Below are 15,496 nucleotides of genomic sequence, written 5' to 3'. Positions count from 1 at the left end.
AGGACACGGTGGGGCAAGGAACGCTCGCGGCGGTGGCGGAGCCGAAGTACTGGCACCTGCGCACGGTGCTGCTGCGCACCATGGACACCGAGTTCTCCACCGGGCAGGTGCTGCCCAACGAGCGGGAGCTCTCGGCGCGCTTCGGCGTCGCCCGGGCGACGCTGCGGCAGGCGCTCGACCAGCTGGAGCTGGAGGGGCGGCTGGTCCGCCGCCGCGGGATCGGCACGCTGGTGGCGGCCCCGCGGGTGGGCATCCCGGTCAGCGGGCGGGAGGGCGGCCGGGGCAGTGCCGTCCACGGCGGGCAGGAGTGGAAGGTGGTGGACTGCACCACCGGTCCGGCCTCCGCCGCGCTGGCCCGCACGCTGGGCCTGGCCGAGGGCGATCAGGTGCACACGGTGCGCCGGATGCGGGTGGTCCAGGGCGTGACGGTGGCGGCCGAGTCGCTGCACGTGCCCTCGGCCGCGCTGCCGCACCTGGCCGTGGTGGTGGACGGCAACGACCGGGCCCGCGGCGTGCTGCGCCAGCTGGAGCGGGTCGGGGTGGACGGCCGGTCCCGCTCGGTGGAGCTGGGCGTCGCGGAGTCCGCCGAGGCCGCGCTGCTGGAGCGCCCCCCGGGCACCCCGGTGCTGGTGGTCACCACCCAGTACGCGGCGGCCGGCCGGCTGGCGGCGGTCGCGGTCTCCACCTACCGGGCCGACACCTGCAAGCTGACCTTCGGCGAGTCCGGCGTGGCCGTCAAGGTCGCCGGCGAGGTCAAGGCCGCCGCCGTCTCCTGAACCCGCCCCGGGCCCTCGCCCCGGGCCCCCGCCCCGGTGTGACGGGGCGTCAGGGCGCTTGTCAGTGACCGGCGTTACGCTCTCCCCACTGACGGCCGGTGGACGGGGGCAGCACCGCGATGGACCTGATCGACGCTTCGGAGCCGACGAATCCGGCTGACCCGGCTGACCCGGCTGACCCGACCGGCCCCGGGGGCGCCGCGGCGCACGGCAGCGCACTGGTCGAGCGGGCGCTCGCCGCCGTCCGGGCGGACCCGTCCCGTCCGGTGCTGGCGCACGACCGGTTCGCCGGCCCGTGGGTCGACGGCCCGCTGCGCCCGCGCCCCGAACTCGAAGCCTTCCCGAGCGGACACCCGCTGCCGCCCAGCCTGCGCAGCTGGCTGGCGTACGACAGCGGGATGCTGGAGCGCCACGGCTGGTTCGACGCCGGTGGCGGGCTCGCGCCGCGCACCCTGGGCGAGATCGCCACCGAGGAGTACGGCGAGGGCTGGGGTTCGTGCTTCGAGCCGTTCTCCGCGATGTTCGGCGAGTGCTTCCTGCTGCCCGGCGGCTCCGATTCGCGCCGGGTCCTCTCGGTCGGCCCGGGCGGCGAGCGGGACGGGCTGGGCGAGTACCCGGTGTTCGCGCTCGACGTGGACGACCTGCCGTACGCGGTGCTGATGCACCCGGGCTTCGACGTCTACCTCGCCGAGACGGCGGGCGTCCTGCCGTCCGGCGACCGCCCGGGCTACGACTGGCTCAAGCACGACCCCCGGTACGCGCGCCGGATGGCGGCGCACGCCCGGGGGCGGCTCGGGGGCGAGTACGACCTGCTCTGCCTGCCGTAACGGACCGACGCTCCGACGCCCGACGCCCGACGCCCGACGCCCCCGCTGGGCCTACCGGTTGGCGGGCGGGTCGACGGCGAACAGCTGCTCCTCGACGTGGTCGAGGGCGATCCGCAGCGCGCCCATCGCGACCACCTCGGAGCCGAGCGCGGCGAGCGCCACCTCGGGGGAGCGCAGCGTGTAGCGGGCGAGCTGTTCGCGCAGCGGTTCCAGGACGCCGTCCAGGCCGGCCGCCCAGCCGCCGACCACGACGAGTTCGGGGTCGAGGGCGAGGACGAGCGCGGTGACGTCGTGGACGAGCCGGCTCAGGAAGCGGTCCATGGCGATCTGGGCGACCTGGTCGCCCTCCCGGGCGAGCCGCAGCACCCGGGCCACGGCGGCCTCGTCCAGCGGGTCGAGCGGCTTGCCGGTGGTGGACAGCAGCCGTTCTGGGGTGGCCTGTTGGCCGAGCAGGTGGAGCGCGCCGATCTCCCCGGCGGCGCCGCCGTGGCCGCGGTGCAGGCGGCCGCCGATCAGCGAGCCGGCGCCGGGGCTGAGCCCGGCCATCACGAAGACCACGTCGCCCTTGCCGACGGCCGCGCCCTTCCAGTGCTCGGCGATGGCGGCCAGGTTGGCGTCGTTCTCGATCACCACGGGGCAGCGGAAGGAGCGGCGCAGCCGGGCGCCGAGGTCGAGGCCGGTCCAGCCGGGCATCGCGGTGCCGAGCCGGACGGTGCCGTCCCGGTCGACGATGCCGGGGGTGCCGACGACGACCTCCCACAGGCTGTCGCGGGAGACGCCGGCCTTGCGCAGCACCTCGGCGACGGTGGTGCGGACCAGGGTGAGGCGCTCCTCGGCCTCCACCGACTCGTCCACCGGCTTGGCGTGGCTGGCCAGGATCTCGCCGGCCAGGTCGGCGAGCACCACCCGCAGGTCGTGCACGCCGATCTCGATGCCCAGCACGTGCCCGGCCTCGGCGCGGAAGCGGAACCAGCGGGCCGGGCGGCCGCGTTGGCGCCCGGCCTCCTGGCCGTGCTCGACCTCGGCGACCAGCCCGGACTCCAGCAGTCCCTCGATCACGCCCTCGACGGTCGGCCGGGACAGGCCGGTGTCGCCGACGAGCTGGGTGAGCGTGACGGCCTGCCCGTCGCGCAACGACCGCAGGGTGACCGCCGCGTTGATCCGCCGCAGCAGTGAGGAGTCCCCTCCGGTGAGCCGGTCCGTCAAATCGGTGCCCTTCCGCTTCGCGCGACTGCCCGGCGCGCGGTGCCGTGGAGCGCGGTTTCGCCCCTCCCGCCGTGGTCGGGCAGGAGCGGGCCCGCGCGGAGCCGCCGCCCGCGGGCTGGCACTGTGGGGTGCCACGACCGGGGCGTCTGCCCGGATCGTACTCGCGCGGCCCGCGGTGGGGCGAGCGTTTCCGCAGCTCATAACGGCTTCGGTATCGAAACGGTACGTCGCCCGTGATCACGTGGTGACCCGGTGCGGGCCGCGCCGCGGTACGGGCCGTCCGCCCGCTGCCCCTACCCTTGGGCGGCATGGGGAACAACACGGCCGCCGTGCGTCAGAGCGCGTCCGCCGACACCGAGTTCGTCCGGGCCCACACCTCACCGGAGCCGGTGCCGTTCGTGCCGGAGGTCCGGCTGCGGACGGCGCGGGACGCGATCGCGCTGTGGGAGACCACCGAGCGGGCCCGCGGACTGCAGGGGCTGCCGCCGCCGTTCTGGGCGTTCCCGTGGGCGGGCGGGGTGGCGGTGGCCCGGTACGTGCTGGACCACCGCGAACTGGTGGCGGGCCGCCGGGTGCTGGACCTGGCGGCGGGCTCCGGCCTGGTGGCCGTCGCGGCGGCGCTGAGCGGGGCGGCCGCGGTGCGGGCGGTCGAGATCGACGCGTACGCGGTGGCCTCGATCGAGGTGAACGCGGAGCTGAACGGCGTCGCGGTGACCGGCGAGCTGGCCGACGTGCTGGACGGCGACGGCGCGCCGGACGAGGTGGTGCTGGCGGGGGACGTGTTCTACGAGCGGGCGATGGCGGCCCGCTTCCTGCCGTTCCTGGAGCGGGCCGCGGCCCGGGGCGCGACCGTGGTGGTCGGCGACCCCGGGCGGGCCTACCTGCCGCGCGGGCGCTTCACCGCGCTCGCCGAGTACACCGTCCCGGTCGCCGCCGACCTGGAGGACGCGGCCGAGAAGGCCACCACGGTGTGGACGCTGCGCGGCTGACACGGCGTCAGGTCTCGGTCGGCCGGGGCGCCGGCGTGCTGACCGAGGCCGACGGCGGGGCGGTCGGCGGGGCGGTCGGCGGGACCAGGCAGGTCGGACCGGTCCAGGTCGGGGAGGCCGAGGACGGTGCGGGCGTGGTGCCGAACGTCGGGCCCGGCGGGGGCGAGTAGGACGAGGACGGTGCGGGCGTGGTGCCGAACGTCGGGCCGGGGGGCGGCGAGTACGACCCGGCCGGCAGCAGCAGGGTCGGCGTGATCGAGGGCGGCGCGTGGGTGGGGACGGGGGTGCCGCTGGGGCTGGAACCGGGGCTCCAGGTCGGCAGGGGGTCCGTGGTCGTGGTCCGGGTCGGGGTCGGCGGGCTGGGCGGCGACGAGCTGGGCGTCGTCCCGGTCATGTCCGGGCAGGCCGGCAGGCCGGTGCCGCTGTCGTACAGCGAGACCCGCCGCACCTGGTAGGGGCCCTGCCCGTACCAGCCGTGGAAGTACACGGTGAGCGTGCGGGTGGTCCCGCCGGTGCGGACCACGGTGTGCAGCCCGGTCCGCTCCGGCCCGTTCGCCCACAGGTAGGTGCTCTCGGCCTCGCCGCCGGTGACGCCGACGAAGGCGTACGCGCCGGAGACGTCCGCGGTCAGGTCGTAGCTGGTGTACGGCTTGACCGCCACCTGCTGGGTGCAGCCGGCGTAGTCGTACCCGCCGGGGCGGCCCTCGACGCCCTGGCCCTGGTCGAGCCGCCGGACGTCGCCCCCGCAGGTCCAGTTGTCGGGCAGCGGCTGGGCGAACGAGCCGTCCCGGACGGTCTCCTGGGCGGCCTGGGCGCTGCCCGGTCCGAACAGGACGAAACCGCCGGTGGCGGTCAGCAGGGCGGCCGTGGCGAGGGTGCCGAGCGGGAGCCGCTCGCGCTGGCGACGGGATGGGGATGCACGCATGCCGGAACTCCGGGTGGGGGAGGTGAACGGGGCAGCGGTGCGAGGGAGTGAGCTCACCATGCGGGATGCCGCGGGCGCGAGTCAAGGGCCGGCAAAGGCCGCTTCCGGCCCGCTCCCGCGGGTGTGCGGGCCGGAAGGTGACGAACGGTCAGGTCAGGCGGTCAGTACTGGTCGGGGCACGGGTCGACGGTGTTGAAGGTCGGGTTCGGCGTCTCCGGGTACGGCCCGACGGTGTCGTTGGCGGTGCTGCCGGGGCTGGCCGTGTTGGTGCGGGTGGACGGCGGGGCGCTGGGCGGCGGGGTCGACGGCGAACTGCCCGGGGACCTGGGGGCGCACCAGGTCGGCAGGACGCCCGGCCCGACCATGCTGACCCGCTTGACCTGGTAGGGCGCCTGCCCGTACCAGCCGTGCAGGCGCACCAGCAGCGAGGAGGCGTCGGGCCCGGTGGTCACGGTGACGGTGAGCAGGTTCCAGTCCGGATCGTTCGACCAGCTCTGCACGGTCTCGCCGGGCCCGCCGCCCTCGGTGCCGAGGAAGACGTACGGGCCGCGGACGTCCGCGCTCAGCGTGTACGTCGAGTTCGGCAGCACGGCCACCCGCTGGGTGCACCAGGCGAGTTCGTCGGCGGCCGGGCTGCCCTCCAGCCAGTACCCCCGGTACTGGTTGTAGGACCGCAGCACGTTCTGCTGGCAGAGCCAGCCCGTCGGGGTGCCGGTGTACTCCAGGGGCGCGGTGAAGGTGCCGTTGCCGAGCACCTCGATCCGCGGCGGCTCGGTGGACGACGCCGGGCCGCCGAGGCCGAGGGTGGCCGTCGCGGCCAGGGCGACCGCGCCGATCGCGGCGGCCGCCGGCAGGCCGTCGCCCGCGCGGCGGGAGCGGGGCCGGTGTCGGCGGAGCAGGGGTGCACGCATGCCATCTCCAGGATGGGGAGGAGGACGGGAGCGGTGCGAGGGAGTGCGCCACACCCTGTCGGGCCGGGCCCGGGCCGTCAAGAGGGCCCGCCGGGAGGGTCGTCGGGAGGGTCGTCGGGGGCGGCCGGGGACGGCCGGCCGGACCGCCGGGGTGGACGCGTCAGGGTCGGAGCGCGGGCGTAAACCCGTTGGCAGGGCGCTGAGCTGGGATGATAGGAACGGTGGCATGAGCGAGTACGAACTGCGGGCCGCGCGCCCCGAGGACATCGACGCGGTGCTGGCCTTCTGGGCCGAGGCCGCCGAAGGCACCAGCATCAGCGACGACCGGGCGGGCGTGGCCCGCCTGCTGGAGCGGGACGGGGCGGCGCTGATCCTGGCCGAGCAGGAGGGCGCCCTCCTCGGCACCGTCATCGCCGGCTGGGACGGCTGGCGCTGCCACCTCTACCGCCTCGCGGTCCACCCCGCCGCCCGCCGCCGCGGCATCGGCACCGCCCTGCTCGACGCCGCCCACGCCCGCTTCACCGAGGCCGGCGGCCGCCGGGCCGACGCGATGGTGCTGGAGCACAACGAGCTCGGCCGGTCCGCCTGGCAGGCCGCCGGCTACGGCCGCGAGGACCAGTGGCGCCGCTGGACCAAGCCGCTGGACGCCCCCGCCCCCTGACGTCCGCGCCGTGCCGGCCGCGCCCTGACGTCCGCGCCGTGCCGGCCGCTCCCGGCGCCCCGTCGTGCGTCCCGTGCGGCGAACTGCGGGCAGCCGTCGGCCCGTTGCCGCGCCGGCCGGAGGCGGTCAGGTGGTCAGGTGGTCAGGCGGTCTTGAGGGTGCCGCCGTCGATGACGTGGTCGGCGCCGTGGATGTTGGCGGCCCGGTCGGAGAGCAGGAAGACCACCAGGTCGGCGACCTCCTCGGGGGTGGTGAGGCGGCCGGAGGCGCTCCCGGCCTGGGCGGGGAGGTTGGCCAGCAGGGCCTCGTGCGGGATGCCGAGGGAGGCGGCGACCCGGCCGCCGTAGCCCGCGGGGTGGGTCCACAGGTCGGTGGCGGTGGGGCCGGGGGAGACGGTGTTGACGCGGACGCCGCGCGGGGCGAGCTCCTCGCTGAGGCGCTTGCCGTACTGGGTGAGCGCGGCCTTGGCCTCGGCGTAGCCGACCGGGGAGCCGGCCGGGGTGCGGCCGTTGATGGAGGAGACGTTGACGATCGCCCCGCCGCGCTCCAGCAGGCTCGGCAGCGCGGCCCGGGTGGTGCGCACCGCGCTGAACAGGTTGAGCTCCAGCATCGCCGCCCACTGCTCGTCGGGGACGTCCAGCACGCTGCCCAGCACCAGCCGGTCGGCGTCGCCCCCGCCGACGTTGTTGACCAGCAGGTCGATGCCGCCGACCGCGTCGAGGGCCTGCCGGACGGCGTCCGCGGCGCCCTGCGGGGTGCCCAGGTCGGCGACGGCCACGGCGGCCGCGACCTCGGTCAGTTCGGAGGTGGCGGTGCGGGTGGCCCCGACCACCTGGACGCCCTCGGCGGCGAGGGCGCGGGCGACGGCCAGGCCGATGCCCCGTCCGGCGCCGGTGACCAGGGCGGTGCGTCCGTCGAGTCCGAGCTTCATGGTGGTCCTCTTTCCTGGGGCCGTGGAGCGCGCGGGGTGCGCGGGGTGCGCGGGGGGAATTTTCTTGAACTGAAGGTCAAATATTCGGGCGTGCGAGACCCCTCCCGGGGGAGGGGGCGGAGGGCGGGTCAGAGCGGGGCGACGGCCGTGTCGATCGCGGCGTGCAGGGTCTCCCGGTCGAAGGTCCGGGCCGCGACCCGCAGGCCGGCGACCGTCACCATCAGGAAGTGGGCCTGCGCGGCCGCGTCCACCGAGGCGGGCACGTCCCCGGCCAGCTTGCCGCGCTCGATCCGGGCGGCCAGCAGATCGGCGCTGCGCTCCATCGAGCGGCGCACCGCGGCGGTGGCCTCCGGGTCGCGCCCGCCGAGCTCCAGCGCGGTGTTGACGGCCAGGCAGCCGCGCCGCACCGGGGCGTCGAGGTCCGCGTCGACCAGCGTCCGCAGGTAGGCGCGGATGCACTCCTTCGCGGTGCCGGGCCCGGCGAGGAACTCCTCGGTGAACTCGGCGCCGGCCCGGTCGTACCGGTTCAGCGCCCGCCCGAACAGCTCCCGCTTGGAGCCGAAGGCGTGGTAGAGGCTGCCCTTGCCGATCCCGGCGGCCTCCGCGAGCTCGGCGGGCGAGGACCCGGCGTAGCCCTTGGTCCAGAACACCTCCATCGCCTGCGCGACGGCGGCCTCCTCGTCGAACTGCTTCGGCCTTCCCATGCGTCTGACGGTACGCCATATTTGACCGGGAGGTCAACAACCTTGCGGTCGCCGACCTCCCGGCCTCGTACCCGTCCCGGCTACTCGAAGGCCGCCGCCGCCTCCCGCAGCGCCCGCACCACCGTCTCCGGGTCGTACGGCGCCGCCGGGCCCGGCAGGTAGGTCACCGAGCGCAGCGCCCCGGTGTAGCGGAACGAGCGGTGGCGCTCCCACACCGGCCAGGACACCGGCGACTTGCGGTCCACGCCGACGCTGATGCCCTGGAACGGGGCCATCCCGATCAGCTGGTGCACCGGGCCGAGCGCACCCGTCACCACCCCGTCCACCCGCACCTCGAACGTCCACTTCAGCTCGGCCACCGCCGTCGCCTCCAGCGCCACCAGGTGCGCCCCGGGCGGCAGTTCGCCCGCGTCGGCCTCGAACAGCTCGCCGTACTGGTTGTACGCCAGCCGCAGCCGCCCGCCCTCCACGTACAGGCTGTAGCCGCCGCCCTGGTCGCCGTGCGAGACCAGTACGCCCTGGTCGGCGGCGCCGTGGTGGTCGAGCGCGACCTCGGCCGTGAACGAGCGGAACGCCACCAGCCGGGAGGAGCGGTAGCGCTCCAGCTCCGGCGTCCCGGCCAGCAGGGTGACCGGGCGGCGCAGCGCCTCCTCCTCCGGGTTGCGCAGCACGAAGCCGCCGGAGGCGTCGGCCAGCGGGAAGACCCCGTTCCGCCAGGCCGCGTCCTCCCACGCCCGCGCCAACTCCTCGACCAGCTCCGGGTGCTGCGCCGCCCGGTCGTGGATCTCGGTCGGGTCGGTGCGCAGGTCGTAGAGCGCCCACTCGCCGTCGTCGTAGGGCGCGCCCGGCCGGTGCAGGGTGACCAGCTTCCAGCCGTCCCGGTAGTACGAGCGGTTGCCGGTCATCTCGCAGTACTGCTCGCGGTGGGTGGAGGGCGCGTCGGCGGCCCGCAGCACGGACGCGAACGACACCCCGTCCAGCTCCTGCACCGGACGGCCGCCGCGCTCCAGCGGCCTTTGCACGCCCGCGAGTTCGAGCAGCGTCGGCAGCAGGTCGGTGACGTACTGGTACTGCCCGCGCACCCCGTCGTCGCCCGCCGCGCGCGGCAGCCCGGCCGGCCAGGACAGCACGAACGGCACCCGCACGCCGCCCGCGTGGGTCTGGCCCTTGTACAGCCGGAACGGCGTGTTGGAGGCCATGCCCCAGCCGCGCGGGTAGTGCACCAGCGACTGCGGGCCGCCGATCAGGTCGATCTCCCGCTGCACGTCCGGGTTCCAGTCGGCGGGCAGGTTCGGGTGGTGGACGAAGCGGCTGAAGTAGCTGCGGGTGCCCTCCGCGCCGCCCTCGCCGGTGCCGCCGTTGTCGGAGGTGAACACCACGATGGTGTTGTCGAGTTCGCCGAGCTGCTCCAGGACGGCGGTCAGCCGGCCCAGGTTCCGGTCGACGTTGTCGACCATCGCGGCGTACACCTCCATGTAGCGGGCGTACAACGCGCGCTGCACCTCGTCGAGTTCGTCCCACGCCCCGACCTCGTACCCGGCCTCGCCGTTGCGCTCCGGCAGTTCGGTGCCGGGCGGGAAGTGCCCGGCCGCCAACTGCCGGGCGAAGCGCCGCTCGCGCAGCTCGTCCCAGCCGCCGTCGTAGCGGCCCCGGTGCCGCTCCAGGTCCTCCGGCTTGGCCTGCAGCGGGCCGTGCACCGCGTTGTGCGCCAGGTAGAGGAAGAACGGCTTGTCCGCGTCGTGCGCCCGCAGCGACTTCACCATGCCGATCGCCCGGTCGGTGATGTCGTCGGTGTAGTAGTAGCCGTCCGGGAACTCGTCGATGTCCAACGGCGAGTTGTCGCACACCAGTTGGTGCGGGTGGAACAGGCTGGTCAGCCCCTCCAGCACCCCGTAGTACTGGTCGAAGCCCTTCTGCAGCGGCCAGTTGGCCCGGCTGTCGGCCGCCGAGGAGGCCGAGTCCCGGGTCAGGTGCCACTTGCCGACCGCGTACGTCGCGTACCCGGCGTCGTGCAGGGTCTGCGCCAGGGTCGGGATGTCGTCCGCGATCTCCATCCCGTAGCCGGGGAAGCCCGGGTCCGCGTTGGCCACGAACGAGTACCCCACCCGGTGCGGGTTCAGACCGGTCAGCAGCGCCGCCCGGGCCGGTGAACACAGCGGCATGGTGTGGTAGTTGGCGAGCTTCACGCCCCGCTCGGCCAGGGAGTCCAGCACCGGCGTCGGCACCTCCGAGCCGAACGGCCCGATGTCGCTGTAGCCCAGGTCGTCCACCAGCACCACCACCACGTTCGGCGCCCCCGCGCGCGGCCGCACCCGGCGCGGCCAGGACGGCACCGACTCGCCGAACGTCCGCCCCACCCGCCCGGGGAAGCCCTGGTACGGATCGCGGCGCCGGCCGGCGCCCTCGGTCGGCTCGGTCGGCTCGGTCCGTTCGGTCACAGCAGGCTCCCGGCGGTAGGGGTGGGAAGGGACGGGACGGCCGCCAACAGCTCGGCCGTGTAAGGGTGTTCGGGGGTGGTGATGACCCGGTCGGCCGGGCCGCTCTCCACGATCCGGCCCCGGTGCAGCACCGCGATCCGGTGGCTGACCTGCCGCACCACCGCCAGGTCGTGCGCGATGAACAGCACCGCCAGGCCCAACTCCCGCTGCAGCCGGGCCAGCAGGTCGATCACCTGGGCCTGGATCGACACGTCCAGCGCCGACACCGGCTCGTCGCAGACCAGCACGCTCGGCTCCGGCGCCAGCGCCCGGGCAATGCCGATCCGCTGCCGCTGGCCGCCGGAGAACTCGCGCGGCGAACGGGCCGCCGCCGACGCCTCCAGGCCCACCTGCTCCAGCAGTTCGGCCACCCGGGCCTGCCGCTGCGCCCGGTCGCCGATCCGGTGCGCGATCAGCGGCTCGGCGATGATCCGGCCCACCGTCAGCCGGGGGTTCAGCGAGGCGTACGGGTCCTGGAAGACCATCTGGACCTCCCGCCGGGCCCGGCGGCCGTCCAGCGGCCGGCCGGCGAAGCTGACGCTGCCCGCGTCGGGCGCGTGTCCGCCCACCAGGGCCCGGGCCAGCGTCGACTTGCCCGAACCCGACTCGCCGACCAGGCCCAGCGTCTCGCCCGGGTGCAACTCCAGGTCGACGTCCTCCAGCGCGACCGTCCGCCGCCGGCGCGGCCCGTAGCCCTTCGCCAACCCGCGCACCACCAGCAGCGGTTCGGCCCCCGGGGTGCTGTTCGCGGCCGCCCGGGACGGGGCGTCCAGCCGGGGCACCGCCGCCAGCAGGGACTTGGTGTAGGCGTGCCGGGGATCGGTCAACAGCCGTTCGGTGCGGCCCTGTTCGACCACCTCGCCGTCGCGCATCACCAGCAGCCGGGAGCAGGTCTCGGCGATCACGCCCAGGTCGTGGCTGATCACCACCAGCGCGGTGCCGCGCTCCCGGTTGATCCGGGCCAGCAGCCGGAGGATCTGCCGCTGCACGGTCGGGTCCAGCGCGGTGGTCGGCTCGTCCGCGACCAGCACCTCGGCGTCGTGCGCCAGCGCCAGCGCGATCATGATCCGCTGGCGCTGGCCGCCGGAGAACCGGTGCGGGAAGTCGTCCAGCCGGGTGGCGGCCTTCGGCACGCCCACCAGTTCCAGCAACTCCGCCGCCCGCAGAGAGCGTTCGGCCTTCGTCCGGCGCTCGCCGTGCGCCCGCAGCGCCTCGTCCAGCTGGCGGCCCACCGAGAGCACCGGGTTCAGCGAGGACATCGGGTCCTGGAAGACCATCGCGATCCGCCTGCCGCGCACCGCCCGCAGCGCCTCCTCCGGCAGCCCGGCCAGGTCCTGCCCGCCCAGTTCCACCGAGCCGCCGGTGATCCGGCCCCCGGCGGGCAGCATCCGCAGCAGCGCCAGCGCCGTCGTCGACTTGCCCGACCCGGACTCGCCGACGATCCCCAGGCTCTCCCCGGCCCCCAGCGCGAACTCCACCCCGCGCACCGCGACCCGCTCGCCGAAGGCCACGTGCAGGTCGCGCACCCGCAGCACCTCGGCGGTGGGGGAGGGGAGTCGGTCCACCAGCGGGGGACGGTCGATCAGTTCGGTCATCGGGCGGCCCTCCGGCTCGGGACTCTGCTGGGGTCGGGTTCCCGCGCTCATCCGCGCGCTCCCCGGTTCAGTGCCTCGGCCAGCAGGGTGAAGCCGAGGACGAGCGCGGTGGTGACGGCCAGCGGGGCGGCGGCCAGCACCGGACTGGTGTCCAGGTAGGCGACCGAGCCGCTGATCAGGCTGCCCAGGGTGGGCTCCGGCGGGCGGACGCCCAGGCCCAGGAAGCTGAGCGCGCCCTCGATGAAGACGCCCACCGACAGCGCCACCGCGCCCTGCACGATCAGCGGGTCCACCGCGTTCGGCAGCACGTGCCGCAGCAGCACCCGGGCCCGGCCCGCGCCGCCCACCCGGGCGGCCAGCGCGTACTCGCGTTCCTGCTGCACCAGCACGCCCGCCCGCAACTGCCGCCCGAAGTACGGGACTTCGGCCAGCGCGATGATGATCACCACCGGCCAGCGGCCCGGCCCGAGGATCGCCGTCACCGCCAGGCCGAGGATCAGCCCGGGGAAGGACAGCACCAGGTCGAACAGTCGCTGCACCACCAGGTCGGCGGCCCGCGAGGTGCCCGCCAGCAGGGCCAGCGCCGCACCGGCCAGCGCGCCCGCCGGCACGGCCGTCAGGATGATCGACAGGTCGGTGAGGATCCCGTGCAGGATCCGGCTGAGCAGGTCCCGCCCGATGTCGTCGGTGCCCAGCGGGTGCGCCCCGCTCGGACCGGCCAGCGCCTGCGGGCCCTGCGCGTTCGGGTCGGCGTCGGTCAGCCACGGCGCCAGCAGCCCGGCCAGCGCCACCGTGCCGACCAGCACCAGCCCGCTGACGCCCCGCCAGGTCAGCAGCCCGGCGACGTAGCGGTTGCGCGGGCGGGCCGCCTTGAGGAGAAGAGGAGAGGAGATCGTGGTCATCGTGTCGTCACTCCCACCGCACGCGCGGGTCGAGCCAGGAGTACAGCAGGTCGGTGAGCAGTTGCACGGCCACGTAGCCGACCACCACCAGCAGCAGCAGGTCCTGCACCACCGGGTAGTCGCGGCGCGACACGCCCTGCTCGATCAGCTGGCCGAGGCCCGGCCAGGCGAAGATCCGCTCCACCACCACCGCGCCCGCGATCAGCTGCCCGATCTGCAGGCCCAGCACGGTCACGGCGGGCGGCAGCGCGTTCGGCAGCGCGTGCCGCCACAGGATCCGGCGCCGCGACACCCCCAGCGCCGTCGCGGTGCGCACGTAGTCCTCGCCGAGCGCCCGCTCCAGCCCGTCCTGCAGGTAGCGGGCCAGGATCGCCGCGCTCGGCAGCGCCAGGCACAGCGCGGGCAGCGCCAGGTACTGCACCGCCAGGTCCGGCGCGTCGAACAGCGAGGCGTGCCCGCCGGCCGGCAGCAGGCCCAGGCCCACCGCGAACACCAGCACCAGCACCACCCCGGTGACGAACGGCGGCACCGCCAGCGCCCCCGTGGTCAGCGCCCGCAGCACCCCCGCCAGGCCCCGCCGCCGCGCCGACACCGCGTACAGCGCCGTCGGCACCGCCAGCAGCACCACCAGCAGCAGGGCGGCGACGGTGAGCTGGAAGGTCGCGGCCAGGCCGTCCCCGATCAGCTCGGACACCTGCCCGCCGATCGCGTAGCTCGGCCCCAGGTCACCGCTGAGCACCTGCCCCAGCCAGTGCAGGTACTGCTCGGCCAGCGGCGCGTCCAGCCCCAGCCGGGCCCGGATCGCCGCGACGGTGGCCGGCGAGGCGTCCGGCCCGGCCAGCGTGGTCGCCGGGTCGCCCGGGATCAGCCGCAGCATCAGGAACACCGTGAACGAGGCGGCCACCAGCACCGCCAGCGCGCTCGGCAGCCGTTTGAACAGGAAGGTCCGCACGGCTCAGCCCGCCAGGTACGCGTCGTCGAGGTTCAGGTACGAGTACTTGTTGAGCGTCACCCCGCGCACCTGCGCGCCCGCGACCTCCACCAGCCCGGCGATCGCCAGGTCCACGATGAACTGCTCGTCCAGCAGGATGTCCGTCACCTGCTGGTACAGCGCCTTCGCCTCCGCGCTGTCCGGGTCCGAGCGGTTCCACGCCTTCTGCACCGCGTCGGTGTACGCCGGGGAGGAGAACTTCGAGGTGTTCTTCGCCTCGTTGAACGGGTACGCGCTGACCGCCAGCGTCGCCGGGTGCGCCTGCGAGAAGCTGTGGCTGAGCGTCCACAGCGCCGGCATGGACTGGGATATCAGCTGCTTCTGCATGGTCGGCGAGTCCACCGGCTGCAGCTGCACCTCGATGCCGACCTGCTTCAGGTCGTACTGCAGGATCTGCGCGACCGCCGTCGACCCGGCGTCCGACTGGTGCGCCAGCGGCAGCGACAGCGAGGTCACCCCCGCCTCCGCCAGCAGCGCTTTCGCCTTCTCGGGGTCGTGGTGGTAGCGCTTCGCGTCCTCCTCCCGGTAGGCCGGCGAGGACTTCGGCCACGGCACCGAGGACACCGTGGCGTACCCGCCCAGCGCCTGCTGCACCAGCCGGTCCCGGTCGATCGCCCAGGCGATCGCCTGCCGCACCCGCTTGTCCCGCACCTCCGGGAAGGACAGGTTCGCGCCGATGTAGAACGCGCCCGCGCCGGTGTCGTACTGGGTGATCCGGAACCGCTCGTCGTCCTTCAGCGTCGCCACGTCCTTGCCGCGCACCGCGTACGTCAGCTGGGTCTGCCCGGTCTTCACCGAGGACAGCAGCGTCTCCGCCTGCGGGATCACCTTGATCTCCACCCCGTCCAGGTACGGGCGGCCCGGGTTCCAGTACGCGTCGTTGCGGGCGAAGCTCAGCGAGGAGCCCGGCTTGCGCTCGGTGAAGGTGAACGGGCCGGTGCCGATCAGCTTGGTGCCCGCCACCGCGTCCTCGACGGTCGCCGAATCCGGGATGATCATGAACTCGAAGAGGTCGAACAGGTTGGACACCGGGTGCGCCAGCACCAGCGTCAGCTCGAAGTCGCCGTTCTTCCGGAAGTCCGTCACGGTCAGCGCCGTCGACCTCAACTGCGCCGAACGCACCGGGTTCTGCAGGTTCTTGATCGCGAACACCACGTCGTCGGCGGTGAACTTCCGCCCGCTGTGGAACGTCACGTCGTCCCGCAGCTTCAGCGTCACGCCCAGCCCGTCCGCCGCCACCTCCCAGCTCTTCGCCAACTCCGGCTGCGGGCGCAACTGCTCGTCGTAGCGGGTCAGCGTGTTGAACACCAGCCGCTGCAGCAGCGAGTTGGCGCTCTGCGCGAACAGCAGGGCCGGCGTGAAGTCCACCCCGACGCCCACCGTCAGCACCCCGCCCCGGCGCGGCGAGGCCGCGTCGCCCGACGCCGCCGCGTCCGTCCCCGCCGCGGAGTCAGCCGCCGAACGGCAGGCCGACAGCGCCAGCAGACCGGTACCCGCCAGGGCACCGCGCAGCAGCGCCCGGCGCGAGATCGCGGAGAGGGGGAGCGGGCCACCGGAGCCGGCGGAGAACGCGTTCATGGTCAACAGTCCTTCAGGAGAAG

General features: G+C 74.7%; 14 protein-coding genes. 4 read left to right on the top strand and 10 right to left on the bottom strand.

Annotated elements, in window-relative coordinates:
* Positions 1-8 precede the first annotated feature (8 nt).
* Both ACWEO5_RS03815 and ACWEO5_RS03810 read left to right on the top strand, forming a co-directional pair.
* Positions 9-776, top strand: a complete 768-nt coding sequence (locus ACWEO5_RS03815) for a GntR family transcriptional regulator (RefSeq protein ID WP_452159806.1) — start codon at positions 9-11, stop codon at positions 774-776.
* A gap of 98 nt (positions 777-874) precedes the next feature.
* Complete coding sequence (locus ACWEO5_RS03810; RefSeq protein ID WP_452159804.1) at positions 875-1,603, top strand: hypothetical protein; 729 nt, start codon at positions 875-877, stop codon at positions 1,601-1,603.
* A 51-nt stretch (positions 1,604-1,654) separates the two neighbouring features.
* On the opposite strand, the gene ACWEO5_RS03805 is transcribed toward ACWEO5_RS03810, so the two are convergent.
* Entirely contained in the window at positions 1,655-2,809 is a 1,155-nt protein-coding gene (locus tag ACWEO5_RS03805; protein ID WP_452159802.1) for an ROK family protein, read from the bottom strand.
* A gap of 308 nt (positions 2,810-3,117) precedes the next feature.
* Between ACWEO5_RS03805 and ACWEO5_RS03800 the strand changes: the two genes are divergently transcribed.
* Complete coding sequence (locus ACWEO5_RS03800; protein ID WP_344551067.1) at positions 3,118-3,798, top strand: class I SAM-dependent methyltransferase; 681 nt, start codon at positions 3,118-3,120, stop codon at positions 3,796-3,798.
* Between the two features lie 7 nt (positions 3,799-3,805).
* Here ACWEO5_RS03800 and ACWEO5_RS03795 read toward each other — a convergent pair whose 3' ends face one another.
* Both ACWEO5_RS03795 and ACWEO5_RS03790 read right to left on the bottom strand, forming a co-directional pair.
* Positions 3,806-4,723, bottom strand: a complete 918-nt coding sequence (locus ACWEO5_RS03795; protein WP_452159799.1) for a hypothetical protein — start codon at positions 4,721-4,723, stop codon at positions 3,806-3,808.
* Between the two features lie 161 nt (positions 4,724-4,884).
* Positions 4,885-5,634: a hypothetical protein gene (locus ACWEO5_RS03790; protein WP_452159797.1), complete on the bottom strand. Its 750-nt coding sequence runs from the start codon at positions 5,632-5,634 to the stop codon at positions 4,885-4,887.
* A gap of 226 nt (positions 5,635-5,860) precedes the next feature.
* Between ACWEO5_RS03790 and ACWEO5_RS03785 the strand changes: the two genes are divergently transcribed.
* Entirely contained in the window at positions 5,861-6,295 is a 435-nt protein-coding gene (locus ACWEO5_RS03785) for a GNAT family N-acetyltransferase (RefSeq protein ID WP_452159795.1), read from the top strand.
* A gap of 142 nt (positions 6,296-6,437) precedes the next feature.
* On the opposite strand, the gene ACWEO5_RS03780 is transcribed toward ACWEO5_RS03785, so the two are convergent.
* The 7 genes from ACWEO5_RS03780 to ACWEO5_RS03750 all read right to left on the bottom strand — a co-directional run bounded on the left by ACWEO5_RS03780 (position 6,438) and on the right by ACWEO5_RS03750 (position 15,473).
* On the bottom strand, positions 6,438-7,226 hold the full coding sequence (locus tag ACWEO5_RS03780; RefSeq protein ID WP_452159793.1) for an SDR family oxidoreductase: 789 nt from the start codon (positions 7,224-7,226) through the stop codon (positions 6,438-6,440).
* 128 nt (positions 7,227-7,354) lie between these two features.
* Positions 7,355-7,930 (bottom strand): TetR/AcrR family transcriptional regulator, encoded by a 576-nt coding sequence (locus ACWEO5_RS03775; RefSeq protein ID WP_452159791.1) that lies wholly within the window; start codon positions 7,928-7,930, stop codon positions 7,355-7,357.
* 80 nt (positions 7,931-8,010) lie between these two features.
* Positions 8,011-10,368 (bottom strand): arylsulfatase, encoded by a 2,358-nt coding sequence (locus ACWEO5_RS03770; protein ID WP_452159789.1) that lies wholly within the window; start codon positions 10,366-10,368, stop codon positions 8,011-8,013.
* Entirely contained in the window at positions 10,365-12,002 is a 1,638-nt protein-coding gene (locus tag ACWEO5_RS03765; RefSeq protein WP_452159787.1) for a dipeptide ABC transporter ATP-binding protein, read from the bottom strand. Before ACWEO5_RS03765 ends, ACWEO5_RS03770 begins: the two co-directional genes overlap by 4 nt.
* A gap of 47 nt (positions 12,003-12,049) precedes the next feature.
* Positions 12,050-12,904 carry an ABC transporter permease gene (locus ACWEO5_RS03760; protein WP_452159785.1) on the bottom strand — a complete coding sequence of 285 codons (855 nt, stop codon included), beginning with the start codon at positions 12,902-12,904 and terminating at the stop codon, positions 12,050-12,052.
* A 7-nt stretch (positions 12,905-12,911) separates the two neighbouring features.
* Entirely contained in the window at positions 12,912-13,856 is a 945-nt protein-coding gene (locus ACWEO5_RS03755) for an ABC transporter permease (RefSeq protein ID WP_344551078.1), read from the bottom strand.
* Positions 13,857-13,859: 3 nt separating this feature from the next.
* Complete coding sequence (locus ACWEO5_RS03750; protein WP_452159782.1) at positions 13,860-15,473, bottom strand: ABC transporter substrate-binding protein; 1,614 nt, start codon at positions 15,471-15,473, stop codon at positions 13,860-13,862.
* Positions 15,474-15,496: the final 23 nt, after the last annotated feature.

The organism is Kitasatospora sp. NPDC004272, assembly GCF_053603035.1.
Note: the sequence above shows the minus strand (reverse complement) of the source record. Positions and strands in the feature narration are given on the sequence as shown.

Coding starts and splice junctions, on each gene's coding strand:
- ACWEO5_RS03785 (WP_452159795.1), top strand. CDS start 5,861: ATGAGCGAGTACGAACTGCGGGCCGCGCGCCCCGAGGACATCGACGCG.
- ACWEO5_RS03765 (WP_452159787.1), bottom strand. CDS start 12,002: ATGACCGAACTGATCGACCGTCCCCCGCTGGTGGACCGACTCCCCTCC.
- ACWEO5_RS03795 (WP_452159799.1), bottom strand. CDS start 4,723: ATGCGTGCATCCCCATCCCGTCGCCAGCGCGAGCGGCTCCCGCTCGGC.
- ACWEO5_RS03790 (WP_452159797.1), bottom strand. CDS start 5,634: ATGCGTGCACCCCTGCTCCGCCGACACCGGCCCCGCTCCCGCCGCGCG.
- ACWEO5_RS03800 (WP_344551067.1), top strand. CDS start 3,118: ATGGGGAACAACACGGCCGCCGTGCGTCAGAGCGCGTCCGCCGACACC.
- ACWEO5_RS03775 (WP_452159791.1), bottom strand. CDS start 7,930: ATGGGAAGGCCGAAGCAGTTCGACGAGGAGGCCGCCGTCGCGCAGGCG.
- ACWEO5_RS03780 (WP_452159793.1), bottom strand. CDS start 7,226: ATGAAGCTCGGACTCGACGGACGCACCGCCCTGGTCACCGGCGCCGGA.
- ACWEO5_RS03750 (WP_452159782.1), bottom strand. CDS start 15,473: ATGAACGCGTTCTCCGCCGGCTCCGGTGGCCCGCTCCCCCTCTCCGCG.
- ACWEO5_RS03760 (WP_452159785.1), bottom strand. CDS start 12,904: ATGACCACGATCTCCTCTCCTCTTCTCCTCAAGGCGGCCCGCCCGCGC.